The organism is Salegentibacter haimaensis (assembly GCF_054121495.1).
Window position 1 is genome coordinate 14089 of record NZ_JBSYGH010000005.1, and the last position, 25754, is coordinate 39842.

Here is a 25754-nt window from a genome sequence, read left to right on the forward strand (position 1 = left end):
CTACTAAAACTACTCAAAATTCCGCATCGCCTTGCGCCACCATCTCTTCAGATTTCGCGTGGGGTCGCTTTTTTCCACATAGCCCTTGGAGTAACGATTATACCCGTAACCATAGCCATAACCGTAGCCATAACCATAGCCGTAACCATAACCGTATTTAGCCCGGTGCACAAAATGGTTCAGCACGAAGCTTATATTGCTTATCTCGCCCTTATGGTATTTCTCGTTGATCACCTCCAGCATTCCGCGCTTGGTATAATCCTGCCTGATCAAATACAGGGTCGCATCGGCATATTTCACCAGGTTCAAAGCATCGGCCACCATCCCAATCGGCGGGGTATCCAAAATAATATAGTCATACTTCTGACTCAGCTCCTCCATCAACCTGTCCATCTGTTCGTTCATCAGCAATTCCGACGGGTTCGGCGGTACCGGCCCGGCTGTGATTACATCCAGGTACGGGATCTTACTCTGCTGAATAATCTCTTCGGAAGTAGCCTGGTCTATCAGATAATTCACCACTCCCAAATCGTTGTTCAACTCGAAATCATCGAAAATCTTCGGCTTTCTAAGGTCAACCCCCACCAGGATGGTTTTCTTTTCACTCAGCGCAAAAACCGTTGCCAGGTTCATCGCACAAAACGTCTTTCCTTCCCCTGAAACCGATGAAGTGATCAGCAGGGTTTTAGTGCCCGTCACCCCCTGTTTCTTATACATAAACTGAAGGCTGGACCTGAGCCCTCTGAAGCTTTCAGCAATAGAAGACTTCGGATTCTCATACACCGCAAGGTTACTCTCATTCTTGCTTTTTCCAATGAGCCCCAGTATTGGAATGGGCGATAGCCTGCCCACCTCCTGGGCGTTGTGAATATTGGTATTCAGAAACACCAGCAAAAACACAAAGGTTAGCGGAATCACACCCCCTACCAATACAGCCATCACATAGTTTAACTGGGTATTGGGTCCTATTTGCCCACCGCCGGTATCCTTGGCCGAGTCGATCACCATCACGTCACTCACGTTGGCGGCTTTGATGAGCCCCGCCTCGCTGCGTTTTTCCAAAAAGAGGTTATAACTCTTCTCGTTCAAACTATACCGCCGCTGAATCTTCAATAAATCCTGCTCCTCCTGCGGAAGTTTCCTTATCTCGCCTTCCAGGTTAGCGATTTGCCGATTGATGTCCCGCTGCTCCTCCTGAAGCAATCCCTTTGAAGAGCTGATATTCTCAAGCAAAATAGATTTCACCGAGTTGATCTGCCGGTCTATGTCGGCAAAAACAGGCGAGTTTTCCTTTAAGGTGTATTGATAGTTGCTGCGCTCTTCAGCCAATGTAATTATCCTTGAAACCCCGCTGGCTATGCTTCCCTCACTAATTCCGGCCACCGAAGGCGCCGGTACATTCGAGTAATCGGTACGGGTTTCCAGGTAGTTTTTTAAGGTTTCGTAATAGGAAAGTTGCCTCCTGATATCCTCCTTCCGAAGATCTAAAGTGGCGAGCCTGCCCGAAAGCTCAGAACTTTCCCGCGAAATATCCATAATCGCATTCTCATTTCTGAAAGCATTCAGCTCATCTTCTACCAGTTTCAGAGCCTGGGATTGGGCCGAAAGGCTACTGTCTATAAAGCGAATGGTTTTGGTGGCAAAGAGGTTTTTACGCGCCAGCATATTGTCGCTTAATACCTTTACCGTCCCGTTCAAATAATCTACCAGCCGGGCCTTATTCCCTCCCGTCTGATTCAAATTCAATACTGAAGCTCCCTGCGATTGCGGCTGCACGTTCACCCCGCGGTAGCGACCTACCGCCGAGTCGAAATTCATAAAGCTCACATAGAAGTTCTTGCCTTGCTGCAGCGGCTTTTCAGTTCGCAAAATCACTCCTTTAAAAAAAGGCAGGTTTACCTGCTCCCCAAACCTGAAATTCCTTGAAAATTCACCTCCCTCTATTTGCCTGCTGTCCTTTTCCTTGGTCCCAAAGTTTTGTAATTGCAGACTTCCGGGCACATTGGTGCTAATCCTGTAATTGAGCGAATCTATAACCACCAGGTTCATCGTTACATTCAATGCCTGGTATGCGGCCGTATCAGGGAATACCTCAAAAGGCGTGCTTCCGTAGGCGTCTATACGCTGATACTCCCCTTCCTCAAGATAATTCACATAAAACCGAAGCTTTTCTACCACCTCCTCGTTATGCGAGCGCGACCTCAAAATGGTCATCGCGGTATTCACCTTGTCTGAAGTTCCTCCCCAGTTAAAGGTGAGACTGGTATTGCTGGTAAAAAAAGGGTTTTGATCGTCTTTTATCGAGATCGAGTTGCCCAGGTTATACACCGGCAACTTCCGCACATTATTATAATAGGCGACGGCAAGACTAATCCCCACCGAAAGCAAAATTAGCTTCCAGTAGCTTATCACCTTCAGCACAAAACCTTTAAAATCAAAGGTTGAACCTACGTCTGATATGTGATCGTCTTCGTGCGCCATCTAAAACCGGTTAATAAGTAAAAGCGTTGTGGTTACCAAAGAAAGCAATGCCATTCCTGTTCTAAAGGCCTCCAAACCTGTAGTTCCAAATCCGTAGGATTTCTGTGGTAACGGATTCACCACAATCATATCATTGGGTTGAATATAGTAATACGGGCTGCTTAGTGCATCAATACTCGTAAGGTCTATGCTATAGACCTCTTCCCCGTGCGGGTATTGCCTGATTATCTTCACATCCTGCATATCCCCGTATTCTGAAATTCCGCCGGCATTGGCCACGGCTTCCATAATCGTCACTTTCTCTTTATAAATTACCTGGCTTCCGGTACCAATTTCGCCCAGGGTGGTGTACCTAATCCCGGCAAGTTTTACGGTTACGAATATATTGGCTTCTTCCTTAAAATAATTTTCCAGCAGCAGCTCCTCGATCTTTTCCCGCACCTCTTTTTCGGTATATCCCAATACATTTACCTCACCCAACGTCGGTACTCGGATATTTCCGTGTTCGTCTACGGTAAAACCGTCAAAAAACACGCGTTCTTCTGTAGTGGCGCTAAGGTTGGCCTCATCTATGGGGTTGAACATCCCCACCAGTTCCTGGTCCAGGGCCTTTACCCTTATGCTCAACAGGTCTCCGGTTTGTATGCGGTAAGGTTTTTTTAATTGCTGAATTTCGATAATACTATCCAGGCTTCGCTCGCTTTCCTGAAGGTAAGTGATGCGTTTGGTAGGAACACAGGAAGAAAAACTAAGCACTACCGCAATTAGAAGAAGTACACTACTTATGTATGGTTTCAGCATATATCTGTGGTTAAGCAAACGCCGGTAATCTTTAGATAGCTTTAACAAATATAGTTTTTGTGGGCTAATAATAAAATTAAGTCGTGATTTTCCTTTTATTTTGCAGCAAAACTCAGTTTTGTGAATTACCTCTCAGTAGAAAATATAGCCAAGGCCTATGGCGAAAGGCTTCTGTTTAAAGACATTTCCTTCGGAATCAATGAAGGCCAGAAGGTTGGTTTCATCGCCAAAAACGGCACCGGGAAAACCTCGCTTCTAAACATCCTTGCAGGTTTCGACAGCCCCGACGAAGGCCGCGTGGTCTATCGAAAAGATATTACCACGGCTTTCCTTCCGCAGGAACCCAACCTGGATCCCAATCTTAGCATAGAGGAAACTATTTTTTCTTCGGAAAATGAAAGCCTAAAGATTATTGGTCGCTACGAAAAAGCCCTGAAAAATCCCGAGGATGCTGAAGCTTACCAGAAAGCTTTTGAAGAGATGGAAGCCGCCCAGGCCTGGGATTTTGAAACCCAGTATAAACAAATCCTGTTTAAACTAAATCTGGAAGACCTCACCCAGCAGGTAAAAAATCTCTCTGGCGGACAAAAAAAACGTCTTGCCCTGGCGGTAATGCTGCTCAAAAAACCAGATTTTATCATTCTCGATGAGCCTACCAACCACCTCGACCTGGAAATGATCGAGTGGCTGGAAGCCTATTTTAAAAAGGAAAATTTCACCATTTTTATGGTGACTCACGATCGTTATTTTCTGGAAAGGGTTTGTAACGAGATTGTAGAGCTGGACGAAGGTCAGCTGTATACCTACAAGGGTAATTACACCTATTACCTCGATAAAAAGGACGCGCGAATCGCCCTTGAAGACACCAATACTGAAAAAGCCAAACAACTCTTCAAAAAGGAACTGGACTGGATGCGCCGCCAACCCAAGGCCCGAACCACCAAATCCAAGTCGCGTATCGACGATTTTCACGAGATTAAAGACCGTGCCAGCAAACGCCGCAACGATCATAAGGTGCAACTGGAATTAAATATGGAGCGGCTAGGCAGTAAAATTGTTGAGCTGCATAACATCTCAAAATCCTTTCAGGAAAAAGAATTATTGCAAAATTTCAATTATAATTTCAAACGCGGCGAACGCATTGGGATTATCGGAAAAAACGGAACCGGGAAATCTACCTTTCTCAACATACTCACCGGTGCCATAAAACCCGATTCGGGGAAAGTGGTGATTGGCGACACCATTAAATTTGGGTATTACACCCAACGGGGTATCGAGATAAAACCCGGGCAAAAAGTTATCGAAGTGATTCGGGAGTTTGGAGATTACATCCCGCTTAAAAAAGGCAAACAGATCTCGGCCCAGCAACTGTTGGAACGCTTTCTTTTTGATCGCAAAAAACAATACGATTTTGTAGAAAAACTAAGTGGAGGTGAGAAAAAGCGATTGTATTTGTGCACGGTGCTTATTCAGAATCCCAATTTCCTCATTCTCGATGAGCCCACCAACGATCTCGACATCGTAACCCTAAACGTACTCGAAAACTTTCTGCTGGACTACCCCGGCTGTCTTATAGTGGTTTCCCACGACCGCTATTTTATGGATAAGATCGTAGACCACCTCTTTGTTTTCCGCGGAAATGCAGAAGTAGAAGACTTCCCCGGAAATTACACCGATTTCAGGGCTTATGAAGAAAGCAGCCCGGCTGAAGAAAAACCGGCAGAAGCGAGCGAGTCTTCGAACAATAAAAAAGACTGGAAAAAAACCAGCACGGGCAGTAAACTAAGCTACAACGAGCAAAAGGAATTTCAAAAACTCGAAAAGGAGATCGCAAAACTCGAGAAGACGAAAGAAGAACTGCAGCAAAAATTCCTCGAAGACCTAAACCCCGAAGAAATCGCCAGCACCTCCCAAAAACTCAAAGAAGTAGAAGACAGTATAGAAGAAAAGACGGAAAGGTGGTTTGAGTTGGGGGCGATGATGGAGTAGTTTGTTGTTCATGGTTCAGGTTTGGGAGTTGTTGATGGTTGGCAGTTTTGTGTTGTGTGTTGTCAGTTCTCTGTTATCTGTTATCTGTTATCTGTTATTTGCAATCGGATGATCGCGAAAAATATTTCAAATTTGTTGTACTTTAAATGTTGAAACATCCTAAAAAACAACAAAATGAAAAGTTACCGGGATCTGGACATTTATAATTTGGCTTTCCAATACGCCATTGAGGTTCACCGAATTTCCTTAAAGTTGCCAAAATTCGAATTATATGAACAGGGTAGTCAGGTTAGGCGGTCTTCTAAAAGTATAAAAGATAATATTGTAGAAGGTTATGGCAGGAGAGTTTACAAACAGGAATTTATTAAATATCTGGTTTATGCTCACGCCTCTTTATTAGAATGCATCTCCCAATTAGAAATGATTGACGAATTGTATGAAATAAATGAAGTTGCCGAATTACGCCAGAAATATGATTTACTTGGAGCAAAAATTTATTCCTTCCAACAATATGTAGAAAACAACTGGAAAACCTAACCAGATAACCCTAGAACTGAGACCCCACAACTCACAACAGAGAACCTACAACAGAGAACCCACAACCTAGAACCCACAACTGAGAACTGAGAACCGAGAACCGAATGCTTACTAGATACTTCAACTTCCTAACAACAAGTCAAAACCAACACGGCCTCCACTCCCCTTTCGTTTACGCTTTGGTTACCGAATGTTTTTATGACAAAACTCCCTACCCTGAATATCAGGTTCTGAAGAATTACAGGCAGGAGCTACTGCAGGATAAAAGAACTATTGAGGTTACCGATTTTGGTGCGGGCAGTAAAGTATTTAAGTCGAATACCCGGCAGGTTGCGAAAATTGCAAAAAACGTGGGCATCTTTCATAAACGCGCAAAATTGCTTTTCAGAATCACCAAATATCTCCAAGCTGAAAATATTTTGGAACTCGGCACCTCCCTGGGCCTGGCCACTGCCGCCCTGGCCCTTCCGGAAAACACTAAAGTCATCACCTTCGAAGGCTGCCCCCAAACCGCAGGCATCGCTAAAGAAAAACTACGGCAATTCGGTCTGAACAATGTTCAATTGAGAATAGGAGAATTCAGCCAGGAACTCGAAAAACACCTGCAACAAACCACCCCCAGATACAACAAACAACCGGCAACAGGCAACAGGCAACAGGCAACAAACAACAAACCCCAAACAACAAACAACAGAGAACAGACAACAGACAACAGACAACAGGCAACTGGCAACAGGCAACAGACAACAGGCAACAGGCAACAGACAACAGGCAACAGGCACCAGACCACCGACCTCATCTACTTCGATGGCAACCACACCAAAGCCGCTACCCTGGAGTATTTTGAGAAGTTATTACCCACCGCCCACAATGACACACTGTTCATTTTCGATGATATTCACTGGTCGCGGGAAATGGAGGAAGCCTGGGGGATCATTAAAAGTCATCCAAAAGTAAGGGTGACTATAGATAGTTTTTACCTGGGTTTTGTATTTTTCAGAAAAGAACAGGTAAAACAGCATTTTAAAATTCGCCTGTAACAAATTTGGTACGGCTGCGTCACATAGACACAAAATCAAGTTATGAGCAAGGTAATCGAGATTCGCAATATCACCCGGGATTTTCCCCTGGGTCAGGAAATTGTTAAGGTGCTTAAAGGCATAGACCTGGATATAGACCGCGGAGAATATGTAGCGATTATGGGTCCTTCAGGTTCAGGAAAATCTACCCTGATGAATCTGCTCGGTTGCCTGGACACTCCTACCTCTGGAAGCTATATTCTAAATGGAAAAGACGTAAGCCAGATGAGCGACGACGAGCTGGCCGAAATTCGTAACAAAGAAATCGGTTTTGTATTCCAAACCTTTAACCTGCTCCCGCGTACCACTGCTCTCGATAATGTAGCTTTACCAATGGTTTACGCCGGGTATTCCAAAGCCGATCGTACCAAACGCGCAGAAGAAGTGCTTACCAACGTAGGCCTGGCCGACAGGATGGACCATAAACCCAATCAGCTTTCTGGAGGGCAGCGCCAAAGAGTAGCTGTGGGTCGCGCGCTGGTAAACAAACCTTCCATCATCCTGGCCGATGAACCCACCGGAAACCTGGATTCAAAAACTTCAGTAGAAATTATGAATCTGTTCGATGAAATTCACCGGGCCGGAAATACCGTAATCCTGGTAACTCACGAAGAAGAGATCGCCGAACACGCCCATCGCGTAATACGCCTTCGCGACGGACTCATAGAAAGTGATGTTCGCAAGGAGCTGGTGAGATAGAAGTAGGAGGTTAGAAATACGAGGTTAAAAGTTTTAAGAAAAGTTTTTTTATTAAAATTAACTGTAAATTAATTCGCCGCTAAATATTCCTTGGCAGTTAACACAGGTAATTTTGAACTTTTAAAATCTTTTTTATTTCTGGTAATTATTATATCGACTTCATTTTCAATTGCAGAATAATATTGCAATCCATCCTCATAATCATTAAAACTTTCATCACTCAAAGCCAGTTCGGTTATTTTGTCATCGAGACTTAAAACCTCCACCAATACCTTGAATTTCCTCAAAATTTCCCGGGCTTCTTTTGCAGATTTTAACTTGGAAAGAATGTAATAGGTGTTTGCAAAAGTTAAAGATGAAATTGTTAGTTGAAGTTGTTTTTTATCGGCCTGGGAGAATAAAACAGCTGTATCAGTGTAAAAATCTTTCCTTTTTGAGAGCAAATCAATGACAATGTTGGTATCAATTAATACTCTTCTCATTTATATTTTTCTATTAAATATTGTGAGTATTCTTCTTTTTCATTCAAATCATCATCTATTGAAATTACCCCGCTTAGACTTTTCACTAGTGGTGTAATTTCAACTTCCTTTTCTTCCTTTTTTGTAAGCGAACTCAAATAAGACTCTATCAACTTTGACAGGCTAATATTGTTAGATTTTGCATAACGTTTTGCAGTTTCAATAATAGTACTGTTTAAACTTAAGGTGAGCTTTTTATCCATGACTAAAAGGTTTACGTGTAAATATAAAAATTAATTACGTGAGATTAAAATTCTTATTCTCCGGGCAACTTTTCTTATTTCAATTTTATCGAAATATCCAGATGCCCTCCTAAACCTTCATTGATTATCCTTTGTAATGTAGAAAAGCGTATATCTTTTAAATTTCTTTCCAATTTTGAGATATAGGACTTATTCGTTCCTGCTAATTCGGCTAGTTCTTCCTGAGTTAACCCTTTCTCTTCCCTTGCCTGCTGGATTAATACTCCCAGTTTGAAAGCATCATATTCCGATTCAAACTTTTCACGTTTTTCATTACCTCGTTTGCCAATTTTCTCCTCTACAAACTGATCAAGACTTTTCAGGTTTTTATTCTTTACTTTCATAGTAATCTTGTTTAATCTTTTCAGCCCTTTCAATTTCTTGCCGGGGTGTCTTTTGTGTTTTCTTTTGAAATCCGTGGCCAATAATAATTATGTTCTCCTGGTCAAAAAAGCAGAAAATACGGTAAATATTATTTCCTACCTGTACTCTAATTTCATACAGTCCACTTGTATTTTTTATATGTCTTAAATAAACTTCCGGAACTCTATCTATCTCTTCAATGACTTTAAGAGTCCAAAGGATTTTTTTTTCTTACTCTGTCGGTTTGTTTTTCATAAAAATCATTGAAATAATCTTTAAAAAAATAAAGTTCCCGTTTCTTCCCCATCAACTAAATACACAAAAAGTAATCCAATTAGACTACTCAAGGTTTATTTTGAATAATTAGACGTTAGTCTTAGAAATTAAAAATTCGAATATTTAACTTGAAATAAGTCAATTTTATTCAGGACTCCACACTCCACAAACCCGCAACCCGAAACAGGCAACCGGGAACGGGGAATGGTACCACCTACTTATCCTCCAGCCTGGGATCGGTTGCGGTGGTTTGCCGGCTTAGCCATTGCACATTTATCGAAATATAGCCCAAATCATCTACCACTTTGCCACAACACAAATACACTCCTCTTACCCGCAACGGATACCGCGCCGCTACCGCCGGAAATTGTACCGTATCGAAAATCCCGCCTTCTTTATCATAAAAAGTTCCAAAATACATTAGCTCATTGTTAATGGTTTTGGTAGGTTTTACCGTAATTAGGCTTCCGTAGATTTTCACCTGCTTTCCTACAAAATCTTCAAGTTGGCTGCTAAGTAACGTATCTTCCTGCAGGGGGTCCCTCAACAGCTCAAAATGCGAACATAATGGAAAACCCAGTAACTCCATTTGATCATAAGCTTCTACCAGCCGTGAAAATTCGAACTCAGGCAATTTAAAATCCCTGCTTTGTATACGGAAAAACTTTTCCTGCCGGCTTTTATTCTTTTCTCCATTTAGCCTGAAATAAGCTTTCCAAAGCAACTGATGCTTATCGATCCCGGTAAACCTGAACGCATTGATTTTTAGCAGTAAAGCAAGCTGCTCGATAGAGATTGACACCCGGTCCAGAAAATCATTTAAATCCTGAAACTCCCCAAAAAACTGCCGGTTCTCCAGAATTTTCTGAATGCTTTTTAGCTCCAGTTCCTTGATATATCCCAAGCCCAAATACACGTCTTTTCCATAAATCACATTGGCGTGATCGCTTTTGTTGATCTCGGGGGCGTGTACCCGGCCGCCCAGGCGGCGTATTTCCTGCACATAGGTTTCCAGGTCGTAGAATCCGCCGCCATTGTTGATTGCCGCTACCATAAATTCCAGCGGAAAATAGCACTTCAAATATAAACTCTGGTAGCTCTCTACCGCATAAGAAGCCGAATGTCCCTTGGGAAAAGCATAGCCCGCAAAAGAGGTGATCTGGTGCCACACTTCCTCGCTTAGTTCCCGGCTATAGTTTCGTTCTTTGCAGTTTTGCATAAAAGTTTCTTTGATACGCTCCATCGCCCCGGGCTCTACTTTTTTCCCGCTCATCCCGCGGCGCAACACATCGGCATCGTCAAAGCCCAAGCCGGCGAATTCGTTAGCAACCTTGATCACATCTTCCTGGTAGACCATCACCCCGTAAGTATCGGGCATAATTTCATACATCACCGGGTGAGCCTGCTTTCGCCTTTCGGGATCGCGATGTCTTAGTATAAACTCTTCCTTCATCCCGCCGCTGGAAACCCCGGGCCGAATCACCGAACTGGCCGCGACCAGGTTCAGGTAATTATCGGTTTGCAGCTTGAGCAGCAAACCCCGCATCGCGGGCGACTCTACATAAAACACACCCATACAATCCCCTTTAGCCAAAAGGGCATTGATCTTCGCATCATTTTTAAACACCGAAATATTTTCGATGTCTTCCAAAACCGCTTCCGGCTGATTCTCTTTTACGATCTCGATTGCATCGGTGATCTTCGAAAGGCCTCGCTGCGCCAGGATATCGAATTTATGAATCCCAATCGCCTCGCTTAGGTGCATATCGATTTGAACGGTCTCAAAACCTTTGGGAGGCATGAAACTTCCGCAGAAATGATAAACGGGACGATCCAGGATAAGAATTCCACCCGAATGCACGCTGAGATAATTCGGAAAATTCTGAATGAGTTTGCTGTACCGCAACACCAGTTTTTCCAGCTCGTCCAGCTCGTTGTAGTTAAAAAATCCGGCCGAGAGCTTATCGATCTCGGCTGCAGGAAGACCAAAGACCTTTCCCAGCTCCCGCACCAGCGCCCGGCGCTTAAAGGTCACATACGTACCCATTAGGGCTGTATGTTCAAATCTCCCAAAAATATAAGCCGTCACCTCTTCCCGATCCTTCCAGGAAAAATCGATATCGAAATCAGGAGGAGATTTTCGAGAAGCATTGATAAATCTTTCAAAATACAGGTTGAGCTCAATAGGATCTACATTGGTAATGCCCAGAATATAAGCCACTACCGAATTCGCTCCGCTCCCCCGCCCTACAAAAGAAAAATTGCGGGAGCGCGCAAACTGTATAATATCGTAATTAATCAAAAAATAAGAAACAAAGCCTAAGTCTATAATCGCTTTTAACTCCTTCTGAAGCCGCTGTTCTACCTCCTGCCCGGCATCGGGGTAACGCAAGGGAAGTTTTTCCCGGCACAATTGCTCCAAATAAGCCTGGTCTTCAGCCTTTGAACTGAGATAGACCGAAAGATTTTGGTTCTGTTTTTTGCTGAAATCAAAGACCGGCTCGCAAGCCTCCATCAAAACCTGGCTGTTTTTGAGAAGGAAAGGAAATTCAGTTAAACCCTCCTCAAACTGCTGCGGCGGCACAAAAAACTCCTCCTCTCCCGCTTGTTCGCTTTTTGGTAATTTGCTGAGCAAACAATTGTTATCTATGGCACGCAAAAGTCTATGGGCATTGTAATCTCTTTTGTTTCTGAAGCTAAGCGCTTGCAGCAGCACGAACTTATGCTGAAATTGCTTCAGGCCCGGCCAGAATTTAAGTTTATTAAGCTCGCTGAAATTTATTCCGATGAATTCATCTTCGCTGAGATCATTCGGAAGCTCATCGAAAAATCGGGAAAATGGATAGATGAAAAAGCAGGCTTCCAAAGCCGGTGCTTTTTCAGCAAAATTCAAGTCTTTATGCAGATGTGCTGAAAGGAACCGGTTTAAATGAGCAAAACCCCGGTTATTTTTGGCCAGGCCCACAAACTGCTGCTGTACTCCATTTCTAAAATCTATCCCCGCCAGGCTTTTTAAATTCGATTTTTCAGCCAGCCTTGCAAAGCTGATACAGGCCGAACTGCTGTTGATATCGGTTACCGCCAGGCAGGAGATTTCGTGCTCCAGGGCCAGCTGCAGTAACTCTTCTTCAGAAATACTTCCGTAGCGAAGTGAAAACCGGGTATGGCAATTGAGATACATCATTATTGCTTTCGGTGGGCCAGCACTATGGGCGGTTCGCCGTTAAACGGATTTTCCATTCTGCCAATGGTGCGGGTGCCCAGCGTCGTGGCCCGCATCACGCTGTGTTCTCCAAAAGAATCCCGAATTTTATCCATTGCATTGTATAGCCTTAGTCGCTCCTGGGAATCGTCAAAAAGATTGATCTGGTAATTCCCGTTGGCCAAACCCGCATAGCGCACCCCGATAAGTCTTATAAGCACCCGCCGGCTGTACAGCTGGTCAAACAACTCCATTACGTGGGGAATGAGAATATGGTCGGCGCTGGTATAGGGAATTTTAGCCTGCCTGGTTTGAGTTTGAAAATCGGAATACCGAATCTTTACACTCACCAGCGAGGTGAGCTTGCCCCCGCGGCGCAGCTGGTAAGCGAGGCTCTCGGCCATAGCCGCCAGGCTGGCATTGAGACGAAGCATATCTATAGTATCTTTTCCAAAGGTGCGCTCCATAGAAATCGATTTGCGTTCGTGATAAGGGATAATGGGTGTATCGTCTATCCCATTGGCGCGCTTCCAGATAATTCGGCCGTTTTTTCCCAAAACACTTTCCAGCATCTCTACAGGCATTTCCTGCAGGCTGCTTATTTTCCTAATTCCCAGGTTGCTTAAAGTGGTATAGGTTTTCGGCCCGATAAGGGGTAATTTTTGAATTCCCAAAGGCGCAAGAAAGTTTTTCTCATTGCCTATAGCAATTACTTTTTCGGCATTGGGTTTGGCTTCCCCGGTAGCTACTTTTGAAACAATTTTGTTCTGTGACAAACCAAAAGAAATAGGCAGGCGACTTTCTCTAATAATTTCCTGTCGTAACTCCCGGGCAAATTTTTCAATTCCGAAGAAACGGTCCATCCCGCTTAAGTCGGCATAAAATTCGTCGATGCTGGCTTTCTCAAATTCGGGAACACGCCGGCCAATGATTTCGCTTATCTCCCGGGAACATTGGCTGTAGGTAGCCGCGTTGCCTTTTATCACCACCGCCTGCGGGCATAATTGCCGGGCTACCTTCATCGCCATCCCCGATCGCACCCCAAACTTTCGGGTTTCATAACTACAGGCGGCCACCACCCCGCGATCTCCCAGTCCTCCTACAATTAAAGGGCGATTATTGAGCGTGGAGTCCTCTCTACGCTCTACCGAAACAAAAAAAGTGTCGAGATCGAGATGAAGAATAGACTTGGTTTTCATTTGGATTATTTCCCTTTTATTGGATTTTTTCCAAAATTATAAAATGTGAGCGAGATAATCTGCTTCAGAAATATTAAAATTCTAAACCGCCTGAAGCTGAATATTTTCCGAAGAATTTAATATCTTGTACTCACCAAATTTTGTTTAAATGCTTGATTTTGACCAGGAAACCTGGATCTACATTGCCATAATCGCGGTATTTTTTCTTTACTTCCGCTGGAATTCCCGGCAGGCGAAACAGCAGCGCAAGGCGCGTAAAAACAGGAATTTTAGAAGGCGTTATATGGAGCGCCGAAAAGAAGAGCAGGAGGAAAATTCTGAAATTTCTGAAAAATTCTAAAGCTTCTGTTGCAAAATCTGTAGCATCGCTTTGGGTTTTTTATCTTTGAAGGAAACTTCAGAAAAATGAAAATCTATACCAAAACCGGTGATAAAGGTACCACGGCTCTTTTTGGAGGTACCCGGGTTCCCAAACACCATATTCGCATAGAAAGCTACGGCACGGTAGACGAGTTAAACTCGCATCTGGGCCTGCTGCGCGATCAAAAAACCGATGAGCATAGCCGGGAGATTTTATTAAAAATTCAGGATCGTCTTTTTACCATAGGTTCGATGCTGGCTACCGACCCCGAAAAGGCAAAATTAAAGAGCGGAAAAGAGCGATTAAATATCCCGAAGATTTCCCAGGAAGATATCGATTTGCTGGAGAATGAAATGGATAAGATGAATGAGCAGCTTCCAGAGATGACCCATTTCATTTTACCGGGAGGTCACCAGGCGGTGTCATTCTGTCACATTGCGCGCTGTGTATGCCGCAGGGCCGAGCGTTTGGCCACGGCTTTGAATGAGCTGGAAAGTATCGACGAGAACATTTTAAAATACCTCAACCGACTTTCTGACTACCTCTTTGTGCTGGCACGGAAGTTGACCCATGACCTGCAGGTGGAGGAGATAAAATGGATTCCGCCGAAGAATTAAATTTTCGCGAAATAGGAACTTTTCCGGAAAATGTGAAAATTTTAAGAAAGTTCTTAGTCTTATTGTATAAATAATAGATTTTTTTCTTGGCTGTTACCACAAAAAATTTATTTTTGCAAAAATTATAAACCTGATCAACCCATGTATTGGACTTTAGAATTAGCATCATATTTAAGCGATGCCCCCTGGCCGGCAACCAAAGATGAGTTAATTGATTACGCCATCAGGACCGGAGCTCCTCTCGAAGTTGTAGAGAACCTGCAGGCTATCGAAGATGAAGGAGATTCGTATGATTCAATTGAAGAGATTTGGCCCGACTATCCTACCGACGAAGATTATCTTTGGAATGAGGATGAGTATTAGATAAAACACACGTAAAAATGAAAAAAGTCTCGGGAGCGAGGCTTTTTTTTTGCGTACATTTGAACCGTATTAAACACAAAAACCATTATGAGTTTTTTAGATTCTGTATTAAAAGTATTTGTAGGCGATAAATCTAAAAAAGACGTCAAGGAGATACAACCTATAGTAGATAAAATCAAGGCTTTAGAGAAAGATTTTGAAGCGCTTAGCCTGGATGAACTTAGAGCTAAAACCACCGAATTCAAGGCTAAAATAGCCGATGCCTTAAGCGAGGTAAACACCCAGATAGAAAGCCTTACCAAAGAGGCCGATGAAAGTGAAGATATCACCAGAAAGGAAGATATTTATGCCGAGATAGATGCGCTTAAAGACAAGGCCTATGAGATATCTGAAAAAGTTTTAAACGATATACTTCCCGAAGCTTTTGCCACCGTAAAGGAAACCGCAAAACGTTTTGTAAACAATACCCAACTTAAAGTAAAAGCCAGTAGTTTTGACCGGGAAATCTCGGCCGAAAAAGACTATGTAACCCTGGAAGATGATTATGCGATTTGGAGCAATTGCTGGGATGCTGCCGGGAAACCGGTGACCTGGGATATGATTCACTATGATGTGCAGCTTATTGGAGGGGTGGCGATGCACCAGGGAAAAATTGCCGAAATGCAAACCGGTGAAGGTAAAACCCTTGTGGCTACCCTGCCTATGTATCTTAACGCTTTAACCGGAAACGGGGTTCACCTGGTAACCGTAAACGACTACCTGGCAAAACGGGATAGCGCCTGGATGGCTCCGCTTTTTGAATTCCACGGAATGACCGTAGATTGTGTGGACTACCACCGCCCAAACTCGGCTGCCCGTCGCAAGGCTTATAATGCCGATATCACCTATGGAACCAACAATGAATTTGGTTTCGATTACCTGCGTGATAATATGTCTCACGCCCCCGACGATTTGGTGCAGCGACCACATAACTACGCTATAGTAGATGAGGTCGATTCGGTATTGGTAGATGATGCCCGTACCCCGCTTATCATTTCGGGACCAATCCCCAAGGGAGATGTACATGAATTTGACCAGTTAAAACCGGCCATCGCAAAGGTGGTAGAAATTCAGCGAAATCATCTTACCAAAGTTCTTGCTGAAGCCAAAAAATTAATCCGTGAAGGCAACACCAAAGAAGGTGGCATGCTACTTCTTAGAGTACACCGCGGATTGCCGAAAAACAAGGCGCTTATCAAGTTCCTTAGTGAAGAAGGAATTAAGCAACTGCTTCAAAAAACAGAGAATTATTATATGCAGGACAACAACCGGGAGATGCCCAAGGTTGATGCCGACCTGTATTTTACCATAGAAGAGAAAAACAACCAGATAGACCTAACCGATAAGGGAATTGAATTCCTTTCGGGTAAAGATGATCCCGATTTCTTCGTAATGCCCGAAATGGGGGTTGAGATTGGAAAAATCGAAAACGCCGGTTTATCTAAAGAAGAAGAGGCTGAAAAGAAAGAGGAACTCTTCCGCGAATACAGCATCAAAAGCGAGCGAATTCATACGATGCGCCAGCTTTTAAAAGCCTACACCCTGTTTGAAAAAGATACCGAGTATGTGGTTATCGAAAACAAGGTGAAGATCGTAGATGAGCAAACCGGGCGTATTATGGAGGGGCGTCGCTATAGCGATGGTTTACACCAGGCGATCGAAGCCAAGGAGAACGTGAAGATTGAAGATGCAACCCAAACCTTTGCTACGATTACACTTCAGAATTACTTTAGAATGTACCGCAAACTTTCGGGGATGACCGGTACTGCGGTGACCGAAGCCGGGGAATTCTGGGAAATCTACAAACTCGATGTGGTAGAAATTCCAACCAACAGGCCTATTGCCCGAAAGGACAAAGAAGACCTGGTTTACAAAACCAAGAGAGAAAAATACAACGCCGTAATCGATCACGTAACCGAACTCTCCCGTGCGGGAAGACCGGTGTTAATTGGTACCACTTCGGTAGAAATTTCAGAATTACTAAGCCGAATGTTGAAATTGCGCAACGTACCTCATAATGTACTTAACGCGAAATTGCATAAAAAAGAGGCTGATATCGTGGCTGAAGCCGGGAAATCGGGAATCGTGACCATAGCCACTAATATGGCGGGTCGTGGTACCGATATTAAATTAACCCCCGAGGTTAAAGAAGCCGGCGGTTTGGCTATTGTAGGAACCGAGCGACACGATTCGCGTCGTGTAGACCGGCAGCTAAGAGGTCGTGCCGGTAGACAGGGTGACCCGGGTAGCTCGCAATTCTACGTTTCTCTGGAGGATAACCTAATGCGTTTATTTGGTTCAGAGAGAATTGCCAAGCTTATGGACCGTATGGGTCTTGAAGAAGGCGAAGTGATTCAGCATTCTATGATCTCGAAATCTATTGAACGTGCCCAGAAGAAAGTAGAAGAAAATAACTTTGGGATTCGTAAGCGTTTGCTGGAGTATGATGATGTGATGAACGCCCAGCGTGAGGTGATCTACAAGCGTCGTTACCACGCCTTGTTTGGAGAACGCCTTCGGGTAGACATCGCCAATATGATCTTTGATACTGCTGAAGGTATTACCGAGGCCAATAAAGTAACTCAGGATTATAAGAATTTTGAATTCGAGCTACTGCGTTATTTCTCTATGGAATCGCCCGTAACAGAAGCCGAATTTGAAAAAATGGGTGTTCAGAAGGTGGCCGGTGAGGTTTATAAAGCCGCCTACCAGCACTATCAAAACAAGATGAAGCATAGCGCTGAACGTGCTTTCCCGGTGATTAAACAGGTGTACGAAGCTCAGAACAACTTCGAGAGAATTTCGGTGCCTTTTACCGATGGGCAAAAAACCCTGCAGGTAATCACCAATCTTGAAAAAGCTTACGAAAGTGAAGGCGCACAACTTATCAAAGATTTCGAAAAAAACATCACCCTTGCGATTATCGATGATGCCTGGAAAACGCATTTGCGCAAGATGGATGAATTAAAGCAAAGCGTGCAGTTAGCGGTTCACGAGCAAAAAGACCCATTGCTTATTTATAAGTTTGAAGCTTTTGAGCTTTTCAAGGCTATGCTCGATAATGTTAACCGTGATGTGATTTCTTTCCTTTTCAAAGGAAATATTCCTGAAGGAAATGTATCGAACATTCAGGAGGCACGCCAGCCCCGCAAAAAGGAAAACCTGGAAACCCAGAAGGAAGAAATTCCGAATATGGATGAACGGGCAGCACAGAATCGTGCCGCAGGGCAACAAACCCAACGTCGCCCACAGGTAACCGAAACCATTACCCGCGAACAACCAAAAATTGGGCGTAATGATAAGGTAACCATCAAGCACTTGATGAGCGGTGAGAATAAAACTGTAAAATACAAACAGGCGATCCCGCTTCTTGAAAAAGGAGAATGGGTGATAGTGAACCAATAAAATTCACTTTGTTTTCAATATAAATCCCGGGGGCAGTTTGCCTGCCGGGATTTTTAAGTTTAAGCTGTTTCTTTTTTTGTTAAATTTACCTTCCAACTAATCGGCTTTAAATGAAACAATACTCAATTGAGATTAAATGGGGAATTATTTTCTTCGGCGTTTCCCTGCTCTGGATGTTTTTTGAAAAATTAATGGGCTGGCACGATACCAATATCGCGCAACACGCCATTTACACCAATCTTTTTGGCCTGCTCGCCATCGCTATTTATTTGCTGGCGCTAAGAGATAAACGCAACAATTTTTTCGGCGGAATTATGAGCTGGAAACAGGGCTTTATTTCGGGAGTGATTCTTACGGTGGTGATCGCCATTCTTTCTCCATTGGGGCAATACATTACCTTTAAATTAATCACCCCCGAATATTTCGAAAATATAATCGCCTACAGTACCGAAAATGGAAGAATGAGTCTCGATGAAGCTAAAGCATACTTCAACCTGGGTTCTTATATCACCCAATCTGTAGCTTTTGCTTTAATGTCTGGGGTAGTGACAGCCGCTATTGCCGCATTAATAATGAGACGCAAAAAACCTACTGCAGCCTCAGTTTAAGCAATAGATTGGGATCTGGGCAATTTCTTAAATAAAAATCCAGTTTTTTTCGTGAAGTAACGCCCGGGAAATCCCCGGGTTTTTCTTCCAGCTTTTCGATGATTTGAAAATGCAGGTGCGGCGCGTAATCTCCATTTTCTTCAGCAGTGCCCAGCTCTCCTATTTTCTCGGCCTTTTTGATTGGCATTCCCGGCTTCAGGTTATTTAAGGATGCCCGGCTAAGATGCCCGTAAAGCGAATAAAATTTACGACCTGAATTTTCGTGTTCCAGGATAATGGTAGGTCCATAATCCCCGAAATTTGCATTATCCTGAAAGCTGTGAATTTTGCCATCCAGCACTGCCAGTACTCCGGTGCCGGCCGGTGCCCAAAGGTCGAGACCTATATGGATATTTCGTTCATCTTCTTCTGAAGAACCAAAAAGCTCACTGCGCATATATAGTTTGCGAACTTCGTTATAGCCTCCAAAGGCTACTTTTTTCCCGCTTTTCTTTAGAAAATCATCAATATACCCCTGAAATGCTCCCGAAGAAGACAAATCTATGCTTTTAAGCATATTATTATTTTCAGAAAGATCTATACCTATATAATCTTCTTCCTGCAAATCCATATCCAGTACCCTGGTATAGGAACGCGTAAGCTGTTCTAAAAAAGTTTCAAAATCTGAATTTCCCATAAGATCAAAAAAACCTGCGAGATTTCGCAGGTTTCAAATTTAGGAAAATAAGTTCTGAAATTAATCTAATACTACCTCGCTGAAATTAGCATTTATATTGATACTTCGCTCCTGCCCCTGGGCTTTATGGTAACCGTTCAGGATTTCTTTATCATAAGATTTTGTGGTTTTAAGACTAAGACCGGAAGGCACTTTCACCTTGCTCTGGGAACCACGGTATATGAAATCATAAGCCGAGCCTGGAAGTTTCAGTTTCAAGTCACTATTTTCTAAACTGATTTCCAAAGTTTTAAAATCAGGGTTTAATTTCAGGATATTTAATTCTCCAAAACTTCCGGCTAATATCCCGGTCTCCCCTATCTCTTTTATAGTGACATCGCTAGATTTACAGCTCAGTTTAATACTGCGGGCTTTATCGATACTGAAATTTTTCACATAGCTGGCATTTAAAACTCCATAATCCCAATCTTTTATATTCACGGGGCTATAAGCTACATTCACCCGGGTATCTTTTCCTGCAATACGGTTGGCCGAAAATTTACTATGAGAAAAATCGGCATTGAGATTTTGAGTGGTCCCGCTAAGTTTTACGTCCCCGTGGCGTACATTTAGCTGAAGTTTTGCCTGTTTGGGAACCATAATCTTCAGGCTTTTCATAGCTGCTCCATCACGGTTTTTTAAAGCTTTGACTTTCCTGTCATCAAAATTCCCGTTTTCCATTTGTTTCTCGAAATTGCTGGCCCAGGCTTCCATACTTTTTCCGAAGCTTTCACCCCAGGCTTCCATATCCTTGCCAAAAGATTCGCCCCAGGCTTCCATTTTCATCTCAAAATCTTTCATCTTTTCAGAATCTTTCTCAAAGTTTTTCGCCCAGGCTTCCATAGATTTTTCAAAATCTTTTCCGAAGCGACCTTCCATCTCTTTCTCGAATTTTTCGATGTATTTATCCCCGTCTTTCTGGAAAGCTTCATAGTCGAATTTTATCCCGCTCATGCTTTGATGAAATTCAGGCGGTAACGGATTTCGGGTGATATTTTCGAGCATTGGCCCCAGGTTTTCCATTAATGGGGCTAACATTTCGGGTAATTGGGCCAGGGGAGCTTCTATGGCAGCCATATCCATATTATGTAGCACCACCACCGCGTCTGATGAGATTTTAATTCGATTGGAGCTGGCTTCCACTTTGGGTTTCCATTTTTCTTCGACTTGTTTACGGGCTTCTTTTTCCAAATCCTGGGTATCCACCAGGGCAGTTACCTGAACTTCATTTTTATCCCAGTAATCTACCTGTATGTTGGTGTGACGCGCATTTATCTCTATAACCGCGTTAGGATTCACCTTATAGGTTTTTTCCATTACTTTACTTTGTGCAAAGGCACTTGCACCAAAAAGCACAAACAGCAGCAGAAAGAAATTATGCTTGTAGGTTTTCATAGCTATTGTTTTTTGATTGATTGATTTCTTTAATTTTACTTTTCACTTTATACAGCAAATCCAAACGAAGTTGCAGGTTGTTGATCATAGCCTCGAGCATTATTTCACTGGGGCCGGTTTTGCTTATCTCAGCATTGAGTTCTTCATATTCCTTATCGAGTTCGGCTAACTGCTTCATAAAAGCATTGATCACGGCACGGTTATCATCATTTACCTCGAGTTTGGCAAGTTCCATATTAAGGCTGGCCAGGTAATAATCTTCGACCCGTTTAAACTCTGGAGAAACTTCGCTGAGTTTGAATTGTTTCTCCGGAACCAATTCGGCTTCATTTTGATTTGCTTCTTCCTGCACCGGTGTGTCTGCAACCTGTACTTCAGTATCACCGGCAAACGGATTATTGAACAAAGCGAACCCTACTCCTAAGGCTACCACCAGGACGGCGGCGATCTTTAAAAAGAAGAAATTACTGCTCTGTTTTTTGGTTTCGGGGAAAGCTTCATCCAGCCTTGCCTCAAATCTCGATTTATGTCCTTTTGGGAGGCTCTCCTTTTTTGGAGCGCTTTCATTTTTAAACATCTCCCTAATATCCTGTCCCATTTCTTATAGTTTTTAGTTCTTCCTGTAATTTCTTTTTTCCGCGGTGCACCAGGGTTCTGCTGGCCACCTGGGAGATCTGCAAAATTTCTGAAATCTCCTCGTGATCATATCCTTCAATGAGGTAAAGTATTATCGGATATTTATATTTTTCTGGTAATTGCTCAATCTTACTTTTTATCATTTCCAAACTAACTTCGTCGTCTACCTGCCAGTTTCCGTCTTCCTCGACCGTGGTCATTGTTTGTTCATTTATGGCGACGAGTTCCAGCTTTTTTGCTTTAAGCTTATCAATGCATTTGTTGATCACGATTCGCTTGAGCCAGGCGCCAAAACTTACCTCCCCATTGAATTGATGCAGTTTTTTAAATGCTTTGATAAATGCTTCCTGCATCGCGTCTTCGGCTTCCATTTGATCTTTGAGAAAGCGCAGGGCCACGAAATACATACCTTCACAATATTTATTGTAAAGCTTTAATTGCGCCCTCCTGTCGTTCTCTCTGCAAGCCTCTATTAACTGATGTTGTATCAAGAGTTTAAAATTTGATTGGTTATCTTAAAGACGCATCAATTTTTGCGTCGTTGCAAAATCTTAAATTTTTTTCTGAAAATAATGCCCAGCTATTTCAATATAGCTACTTTTAAACAAAGCAAGACCGCTTGTTTGGTTTCTGCTGAAAGATTTGCACGCTTTTTGAACTTTCCAGGAAAAATATGGTATGAGATGAATTCTACTTTAAAATCTACTCTAAAAATAATAGGGATAATCATTCCGCTTTTGGCCATTATATTATTTCTCTTGAGATATAATACCAAAGCTCATAGTCCTGAAGATACTGTTACCTACTCTAAAGGCGACATGGAGCTTGAGGTTTTCTATAACCGCCCCTATAAAAAAGACCGGAATATTTTTGGGGGTTTGGTTCCCTATGGTGAAGTATGGCGTACCGGCGCAAATGAAGCAACTACCTTTAGCACCAATATAGATTTACTGGTAGATGGCAGTTTGCTGGAAGCGGGAAAATATACATTATGGACTATCCCTATGGAAAATTCCTGGAAAGTAATGTTCAATTCAAAAATGTATCCCTGGGGAATAAATCTTGAAGAACAGGCCTACAGAGACCCTGAGTTCGATGTTTTAGTTCTGGAGGTGCCGGTGCGGAAAACCCAATACCCGCTGGAGCAATTTACCATTTCATTCGATGAGGCCAATCAGCTTAGTTTTATGATTCTGGCCTGGGATGACACCCGAATCCTGGTCCCCCTGCAACCCGCAAAAAATAATTAGAATAAACAGGCCGAAGGCCTGAGATATCTCTAATAAAATTCCTACGCACAGGCTAAAAGCCTGACAAGCCTCAAAGCAAGAAGATTCCAAACAGGCTGAAGGCCTGAAAAATCTCAAAGCCGGGCAATTCCACACAGGCTGAAAGCCTAACATACAGGCTGAAAGCCTGACAAGTCTCAAAGCAAGGAGATTCCACACAGGCTGAAAGCCTGAAAAATCTCACCTTGGGGCAACGCCCCAAGCAGGGCAACGCCTCAAGCAAAGCCACGCCCACGCCCCAGGCAAGCTAAGCCCAAGCCCTCTAAAAAGCTTCAGAAAATAAAAAAAGACTGCTTTTTAAGGCAGCCTTTTCAACTAATTAAAAATTGAATTTACTCTTCATCTAATAATAAATTAAGAGTAACATCAATATTATCTCTGGTAGCTCTTGAGTACGGACAAACTTCATGAGCTTCGTTCACCAGTTTTTCTCCAGTCTCTACATCCAGACCCGGCAGATAACAATCTAAGACCACGGCCAGTTGCAGGTCCTCTTCTTCGGTTTTTCCCAGTTTAACAACAGCGGTTACACTAAATTCTTCACTAAGCTCAACCCCGTGATTTTTGGCAACCACCTCCAGGGCGCTACCAAAGCAAGCCGAATAGCCTGCTGCAAATAATTGCTCAGGATTGGTGAACTTACCTCCTTCTCCTCCAAGGCTTTTAGGCATAGTGAGTTTAAGATCCAGCACCCCATCATCGCTTTTAGCGTGACCGTGTCTGGCTTGTTTTGTAGTAACGCTGGTTTTATACAGTGTTTTCATTATTTTTAAATTAAATATTCTGTTTCAATATACCAATCAATTTATACTGCAGGCAAGAATGAATTCCTAAATTTGTTATAAATAATCCCGATTTTGAATAAAGCTTCCAAAGAATCTGCATTAAGTGAATCGAGCGGCAGCCCGAACCCGGGCAACGTAGACGGCCGGGCAGCAGCCCGTATCAAAGCTTTCAGGAAGAAAAAATCTTCTTCTGAAGATTTACTGACCCTCCTGCTCAAGGGAAATAAAACAGCCCTTGGCCAGGCCATAACACTCATTGAAAGCAATCAAAGCAGCAATCTGGAAAAAGCTGAATCTTTGCTGGAAGGTGCCCTACCTCACAGTCAAAAATCGGTAAGGATAGGCATCACCGGCGTCCCCGGGGTGGGAAAAAGCACCTTTATTGAAGCCTTTGGAAGTTATCTTATCCAACAAGGCAAAAAGGTTGCCGTACTGGCGGTAGACCCTAGCAGCAGCATTTCGCGGGGCAGTATTTTGGGAGATAAAACCAGGATGGAAAACCTGGTTAGGGAAGAAAATGCATTTATAAGACCTTCGGCTTCAGGCGAATCTTTGGGCGGGGTGGCCCGAAAAACCCGTGAAAGTATCATTTTATGCGAAGCGGCGGGATTTGATGTGATCTTGATAGAAACCGTAGGAGTAGGTCAAAGTGAAACCAGTGTACATTCGATGACCGATTTTTTCCTGCTGCTAAAACTGGCGGGAGCCGGAGATGAATTGCAGGGCATTAAACGCGGAATTATGGAAATGGCCGATGCCATCGTAATTAACAAAGCCGACGGCGAAAATCAAAAAGCCGCCCGCGATGCCCGTCTGGATTTTAAAAGAGCGCTTCATTTATATCCGCAAAAGTCAAGCGAATGGAAGCCTGAAGTCTTGCTGGCTTCAGCATTGTATAATGAAGGGATTTCTGAAATCTGGGAGCTATTGGAAAAGTATTTTAGCCTCACCAAGAAAAATGGCTACTTCAGTAAAAACCGGCAGGAACAAAATAAGTTTTGGCTGCTTCAAAGTATAGATGAATATTTAAAGCGCAGGTTTTACGAACATCCTGTCATGAAACAGGAACTTCAGCAAAAACTTGAAGAAATCGACACTAATAAAACCACCGCTTTTTTAGCAGCCAGGGCTCTTATTGCCCGCTATGAACAATTGTAGCTTTGTACCAGTCTACCTGTTTCTTAAGGCCTTCTTCAAGACTGGTTTTTGGATTGTAACCCAGTAAATTTTTCGCCTTATCGATATTAGCTTTTGTAAATAGTTGATCCCCGGCACGGGCAGGCGCAGATTTTATATTGATTTTTTCATTTAAAAGTCGTTCTACGGTATCGATGCCTTCAGCCGTACTATGCTCGGTTTCGCAGCCTAAATTGATGATTTCTGAATCGATTTTCTCATAATTCTGAAGCGCGGCATAAATTCCCTCGCAAATATCACCCACATAGGTAAAGCTCCGCCGGTGCGACTCACTACCTTCAAAAAGCGGAAATTCTTCTCCCGAAAGGGCGCAGGAAATAAGCCGGGTGTATAATTTATCGGGTCTTTCGCGGGGCCCATAAACCGAATACAGGCGCAGTGAACTGGCTTTTAGTTTCCGGTTTCTTGAGGCGGCTAAAACGAGTTGTTCGGCGGCGAGTTTGGTTACGCCATACCAGGAAATTGGCGCCGGAGTATCGCCTTCGTTTAGTGTAGCCTCACGCCCGCACACCGAAGAGGTAGAAATATTGAAAAAATGTTTCAGGTTTTTACAGTTTTGTGCAAAATCCAATAAATGCCTGGTAGCGATGAGGTTATTATCCAAATAATCTTCAAAACTGCTTTTTGCCGAAATACCCGGGCGGGCAGCAAAATGGAAAATAAAATCAAAGTCGGCAGGAAGCGCTTTAAGCTGATCGGGCCGGCATAGATCGATTTTATGAATAGAAACTCCCTGTTTCATAAGTTCTGCAGCATTCAGCATTTTTAACTGGGGGGAATAATAATCTGAAAATTTATCAAGCCCGGTAACCGAAAAACCATTACGCTGAAGCAATTCAGCCATATGAGAACCTATAAACCCGGCCGCACCGGTAACCAATACTTTCATAAAAGAGAATATGCCTGTTCCTATTAAATTTCAGGCTAAAATATAAAAACCTGAAGGCATATTCTA

Annotated in this window: 25 protein-coding genes; 11 read left to right on the forward strand and 14 right to left on the reverse strand. The window is 43.2% G+C overall.

Annotated elements, in window-relative coordinates; genetic code table 11:
* Positions 1–9: 9 nt before the first annotated feature.
* Positions 10–2481 (reverse strand): polysaccharide biosynthesis tyrosine autokinase, encoded by a 2472-nt coding sequence (locus tag ACW6QP_RS06385; RefSeq protein WP_457910025.1) that lies wholly within the window; start codon positions 2479–2481, stop codon positions 10–12.
* A complete protein-coding gene (locus ACW6QP_RS06390) occupies positions 2482–3282 on the reverse strand; it encodes a polysaccharide biosynthesis/export family protein (RefSeq protein WP_457910026.1) in 801 nt (266 codons plus the stop codon).
* A gap of 120 nt (positions 3283–3402) precedes the next feature.
* Here ACW6QP_RS06390 and ACW6QP_RS06395 point away from each other — a divergent pair, with 120 nt between their 5' ends.
* From ACW6QP_RS06395 to ACW6QP_RS06410, 4 genes are all read left to right on the forward strand, one after another.
* A complete protein-coding gene (locus tag ACW6QP_RS06395; RefSeq protein ID WP_457910027.1) occupies positions 3403–5271 on the forward strand; it encodes an ABC-F family ATP-binding cassette domain-containing protein in 1869 nt (622 codons plus the stop codon).
* 174 nt (positions 5272–5445) lie between these two features.
* Positions 5446–5808, forward strand: a complete 363-nt coding sequence (locus ACW6QP_RS06400) for a four helix bundle protein (RefSeq protein WP_457910028.1) — start codon at positions 5446–5448, stop codon at positions 5806–5808.
* Positions 5809–5912: 104 nt separating this feature from the next.
* The gene (locus ACW6QP_RS06405; RefSeq protein WP_457910029.1) at positions 5913–6848 is read left to right on the forward strand and encodes a class I SAM-dependent methyltransferase; all 936 of its coding nucleotides are present in this window, start codon (positions 5913–5915) and stop codon (positions 6846–6848) included.
* 42 nt (positions 6849–6890) lie between these two features.
* Complete coding sequence (locus ACW6QP_RS06410; protein WP_457910030.1) at positions 6891–7586, forward strand: ABC transporter ATP-binding protein; 696 nt, start codon at positions 6891–6893, stop codon at positions 7584–7586.
* A gap of 68 nt (positions 7587–7654) precedes the next feature.
* On the opposite strand, the gene ACW6QP_RS06415 is transcribed toward ACW6QP_RS06410, so the two are convergent.
* The 6 genes from ACW6QP_RS06415 to dinB form a co-directional block, all read right to left on the reverse strand.
* A complete protein-coding gene (locus ACW6QP_RS06415; protein ID WP_457910031.1) occupies positions 7655–8068 on the reverse strand; it encodes a type II toxin-antitoxin system VapC family toxin in 414 nt (137 codons plus the stop codon).
* Complete coding sequence (locus ACW6QP_RS06420; protein ID WP_457910032.1) at positions 8065–8310, reverse strand: DUF6364 family protein; 246 nt, start codon at positions 8308–8310, stop codon at positions 8065–8067. Before ACW6QP_RS06420 ends, ACW6QP_RS06415 begins: the two co-directional genes overlap by 4 nt.
* Positions 8311–8384: 74 nt before the next feature.
* Positions 8385–8693, reverse strand: coding sequence for a helix-turn-helix domain-containing protein (locus ACW6QP_RS06425; protein ID WP_457910033.1), 309 nt, complete (start codon positions 8691–8693; stop codon positions 8385–8387).
* Entirely contained in the window at positions 8677–8934 is a 258-nt protein-coding gene (locus ACW6QP_RS06430; RefSeq protein ID WP_457910183.1) for a type II toxin-antitoxin system RelE/ParE family toxin, read from the reverse strand. The genes ACW6QP_RS06425 and ACW6QP_RS06430 overlap by 17 nt, the downstream gene beginning before the upstream one ends.
* A 268-nt stretch (positions 8935–9202) precedes the next feature.
* A complete protein-coding gene (locus tag ACW6QP_RS06435) occupies positions 9203–12172 on the reverse strand; it encodes a DNA polymerase III subunit alpha (RefSeq protein WP_457910034.1) in 2970 nt (989 codons plus the stop codon).
* Positions 12172–13389 (reverse strand): DNA polymerase IV, encoded by a 1218-nt coding sequence (dinB, locus tag ACW6QP_RS06440; RefSeq protein ID WP_457910035.1) that lies wholly within the window; start codon positions 13387–13389, stop codon positions 12172–12174. The genes ACW6QP_RS06435 and dinB overlap by 1 nt, the downstream gene beginning before the upstream one ends.
* Before the next feature lie 148 nt (positions 13390–13537).
* On the opposite strand from dinB, the gene ACW6QP_RS06445 reads away from it, so the two are divergent.
* From ACW6QP_RS06445 to ACW6QP_RS06465, 5 genes are all read left to right on the forward strand, one after another.
* A complete protein-coding gene (locus tag ACW6QP_RS06445) occupies positions 13538–13729 on the forward strand; it encodes a hypothetical protein (protein WP_457910036.1) in 192 nt (63 codons plus the stop codon).
* Positions 13730–13794: 65 nt separating this feature from the next.
* Positions 13795–14367: a cob(I)yrinic acid a,c-diamide adenosyltransferase gene (locus tag ACW6QP_RS06450; RefSeq protein WP_457910037.1), complete on the forward strand. Its 573-nt coding sequence runs from the start codon at positions 13795–13797 to the stop codon at positions 14365–14367.
* Positions 14368–14508: 141 nt separating this feature from the next.
* The gene (locus ACW6QP_RS06455) at positions 14509–14730 is read left to right on the forward strand and encodes a DUF2795 domain-containing protein (RefSeq protein ID WP_008272287.1); all 222 of its coding nucleotides are present in this window, start codon (positions 14509–14511) and stop codon (positions 14728–14730) included.
* 87 nt (positions 14731–14817) lie between these two features.
* Positions 14818–18174, forward strand: a complete 3357-nt coding sequence (gene secA / locus ACW6QP_RS06460) for a preprotein translocase subunit SecA (RefSeq protein ID WP_457910038.1) — start codon at positions 14818–14820, stop codon at positions 18172–18174.
* Positions 18175–18284: 110 nt separating this feature from the next.
* Positions 18285–18782 (forward strand): DUF4199 domain-containing protein, encoded by a 498-nt coding sequence (locus ACW6QP_RS06465; protein ID WP_457910039.1) that lies wholly within the window; start codon positions 18285–18287, stop codon positions 18780–18782.
* Here the strand turns inward: ACW6QP_RS06465 and ACW6QP_RS06470 are convergent.
* Genes ACW6QP_RS06470 through ACW6QP_RS06485 form a run of 4 tightly spaced genes read right to left on the reverse strand, consistent with a single transcriptional unit; the run spans position 18763 to position 22019 of the window.
* Positions 18763–19458 (reverse strand): peptidoglycan DD-metalloendopeptidase family protein, encoded by a 696-nt coding sequence (locus ACW6QP_RS06470; protein ID WP_457910040.1) that lies wholly within the window; start codon positions 19456–19458, stop codon positions 18763–18765. The genes ACW6QP_RS06465 and ACW6QP_RS06470 overlap by 20 nt on opposite strands.
* 60 nt (positions 19459–19518) lie before the next feature.
* The gene (locus ACW6QP_RS06475) at positions 19519–20892 is read right to left on the reverse strand and encodes a hypothetical protein (RefSeq protein WP_457910041.1); all 1374 of its coding nucleotides are present in this window, start codon (positions 20890–20892) and stop codon (positions 19519–19521) included.
* Entirely contained in the window at positions 20873–21490 is a 618-nt protein-coding gene (locus ACW6QP_RS06480; protein ID WP_457910042.1) for a hypothetical protein, read from the reverse strand. Before ACW6QP_RS06480 ends, ACW6QP_RS06475 begins: the two co-directional genes overlap by 20 nt.
* On the reverse strand, positions 21474–22019 hold the full coding sequence (locus ACW6QP_RS06485; RefSeq protein WP_457910043.1) for an RNA polymerase sigma factor: 546 nt from the start codon (positions 22017–22019) through the stop codon (positions 21474–21476). Before ACW6QP_RS06485 ends, ACW6QP_RS06480 begins: the two co-directional genes overlap by 17 nt.
* 192 nt (positions 22020–22211) lie before the next feature.
* On the opposite strand from ACW6QP_RS06485, the gene ACW6QP_RS06490 reads away from it, so the two are divergent.
* Entirely contained in the window at positions 22212–22778 is a 567-nt protein-coding gene (locus ACW6QP_RS06490) for a DUF2911 domain-containing protein (RefSeq protein WP_457910044.1), read from the forward strand.
* A gap of 371 nt (positions 22779–23149) precedes the next feature.
* Here the strand turns inward: ACW6QP_RS06490 and ACW6QP_RS06495 are convergent, their stop codons facing one another.
* Positions 23150–23581 carry an organic hydroperoxide resistance protein gene (locus tag ACW6QP_RS06495; protein WP_457910045.1) on the reverse strand — a complete coding sequence of 144 codons (432 nt, stop codon included), beginning with the start codon at positions 23579–23581 and terminating at the stop codon, positions 23150–23152.
* A gap of 93 nt (positions 23582–23674) precedes the next feature.
* Between ACW6QP_RS06495 and meaB the strand changes: the two genes are divergently transcribed.
* A complete protein-coding gene (meaB, locus tag ACW6QP_RS06500) occupies positions 23675–24760 on the forward strand; it encodes a methylmalonyl Co-A mutase-associated GTPase MeaB (RefSeq protein ID WP_457910046.1) in 1086 nt (361 codons plus the stop codon).
* Here the strand turns inward: meaB and ACW6QP_RS06505 are convergent.
* Entirely contained in the window at positions 24735–25688 is a 954-nt protein-coding gene (locus ACW6QP_RS06505) for an NAD-dependent epimerase/dehydratase family protein (RefSeq protein WP_457910047.1), read from the reverse strand. The genes meaB and ACW6QP_RS06505 overlap by 26 nt on opposite strands.
* Positions 25689–25754 lie beyond the last annotated feature (66 nt).

Bases quoted from the DNA above. Each gene is read 5' to 3' on its own strand.
- ACW6QP_RS06455 (WP_008272287.1), top strand. From the start codon at position 14,509: ATGTATTGGACTTTAGAATTAGCATCATATTTAAGCGATGCCCCCTGG.
- ACW6QP_RS06470 (WP_457910040.1), bottom strand. From the start codon at position 19,458: ATGGGAAATTCAGATTTTGAAACTTTTTTAGAACAGCTTACGCGTTCC.
- ACW6QP_RS06425 (WP_457910033.1), bottom strand. From the start codon at position 8,693: ATGAAAGTAAAGAATAAAAACCTGAAAAGTCTTGATCAGTTTGTAGAG.
- ACW6QP_RS06445 (WP_457910036.1), top strand. From the start codon at position 13,538: ATGCTTGATTTTGACCAGGAAACCTGGATCTACATTGCCATAATCGCG.
- ACW6QP_RS06450 (WP_457910037.1), top strand. From the start codon at position 13,795: ATGAAAATCTATACCAAAACCGGTGATAAAGGTACCACGGCTCTTTTT.
- ACW6QP_RS06405 (WP_457910029.1), top strand. From the start codon at position 5,913: ATGCTTACTAGATACTTCAACTTCCTAACAACAAGTCAAAACCAACAC.
- ACW6QP_RS06420 (WP_457910032.1), bottom strand. From the start codon at position 8,310: ATGGATAAAAAGCTCACCTTAAGTTTAAACAGTACTATTATTGAAACT.
- ACW6QP_RS06490 (WP_457910044.1), top strand. From the start codon at position 22,212: ATGAATTCTACTTTAAAATCTACTCTAAAAATAATAGGGATAATCATT.
- ACW6QP_RS06465 (WP_457910039.1), top strand. From the start codon at position 18,285: ATGAAACAATACTCAATTGAGATTAAATGGGGAATTATTTTCTTCGGC.
- ACW6QP_RS06415 (WP_457910031.1), bottom strand. From the start codon at position 8,068: ATGAGAAGAGTATTAATTGATACCAACATTGTCATTGATTTGCTCTCA.
- secA (WP_457910038.1), top strand. From the start codon at position 14,818: ATGAGTTTTTTAGATTCTGTATTAAAAGTATTTGTAGGCGATAAATCT.
- dinB (WP_457910035.1), bottom strand. From the start codon at position 13,389: ATGAAAACCAAGTCTATTCTTCATCTCGATCTCGACACTTTTTTTGTT.
- ACW6QP_RS06390 (WP_457910026.1), bottom strand. From the start codon at position 3,282: ATGCTGAAACCATACATAAGTAGTGTACTTCTTCTAATTGCGGTAGTG.
- ACW6QP_RS06505 (WP_457910047.1), bottom strand. From the start codon at position 25,688: ATGAAAGTATTGGTTACCGGTGCGGCCGGGTTTATAGGTTCTCATATG.
- ACW6QP_RS06410 (WP_457910030.1), top strand. From the start codon at position 6,891: ATGAGCAAGGTAATCGAGATTCGCAATATCACCCGGGATTTTCCCCTG.
- ACW6QP_RS06495 (WP_457910045.1), bottom strand. From the start codon at position 23,581: ATGAAAACACTGTATAAAACCAGCGTTACTACAAAACAAGCCAGACAC.
- ACW6QP_RS06435 (WP_457910034.1), bottom strand. From the start codon at position 12,172: ATGATGTATCTCAATTGCCATACCCGGTTTTCACTTCGCTACGGAAGT.
- ACW6QP_RS06475 (WP_457910041.1), bottom strand. From the start codon at position 20,892: ATGAAAACCTACAAGCATAATTTCTTTCTGCTGCTGTTTGTGCTTTTT.
- ACW6QP_RS06385 (WP_457910025.1), bottom strand. From the start codon at position 2,481: ATGGCGCACGAAGACGATCACATATCAGACGTAGGTTCAACCTTTGAT.
- ACW6QP_RS06480 (WP_457910042.1), bottom strand. From the start codon at position 21,490: ATGGGACAGGATATTAGGGAGATGTTTAAAAATGAAAGCGCTCCAAAA.
- ACW6QP_RS06400 (WP_457910028.1), top strand. From the start codon at position 5,446: ATGAAAAGTTACCGGGATCTGGACATTTATAATTTGGCTTTCCAATAC.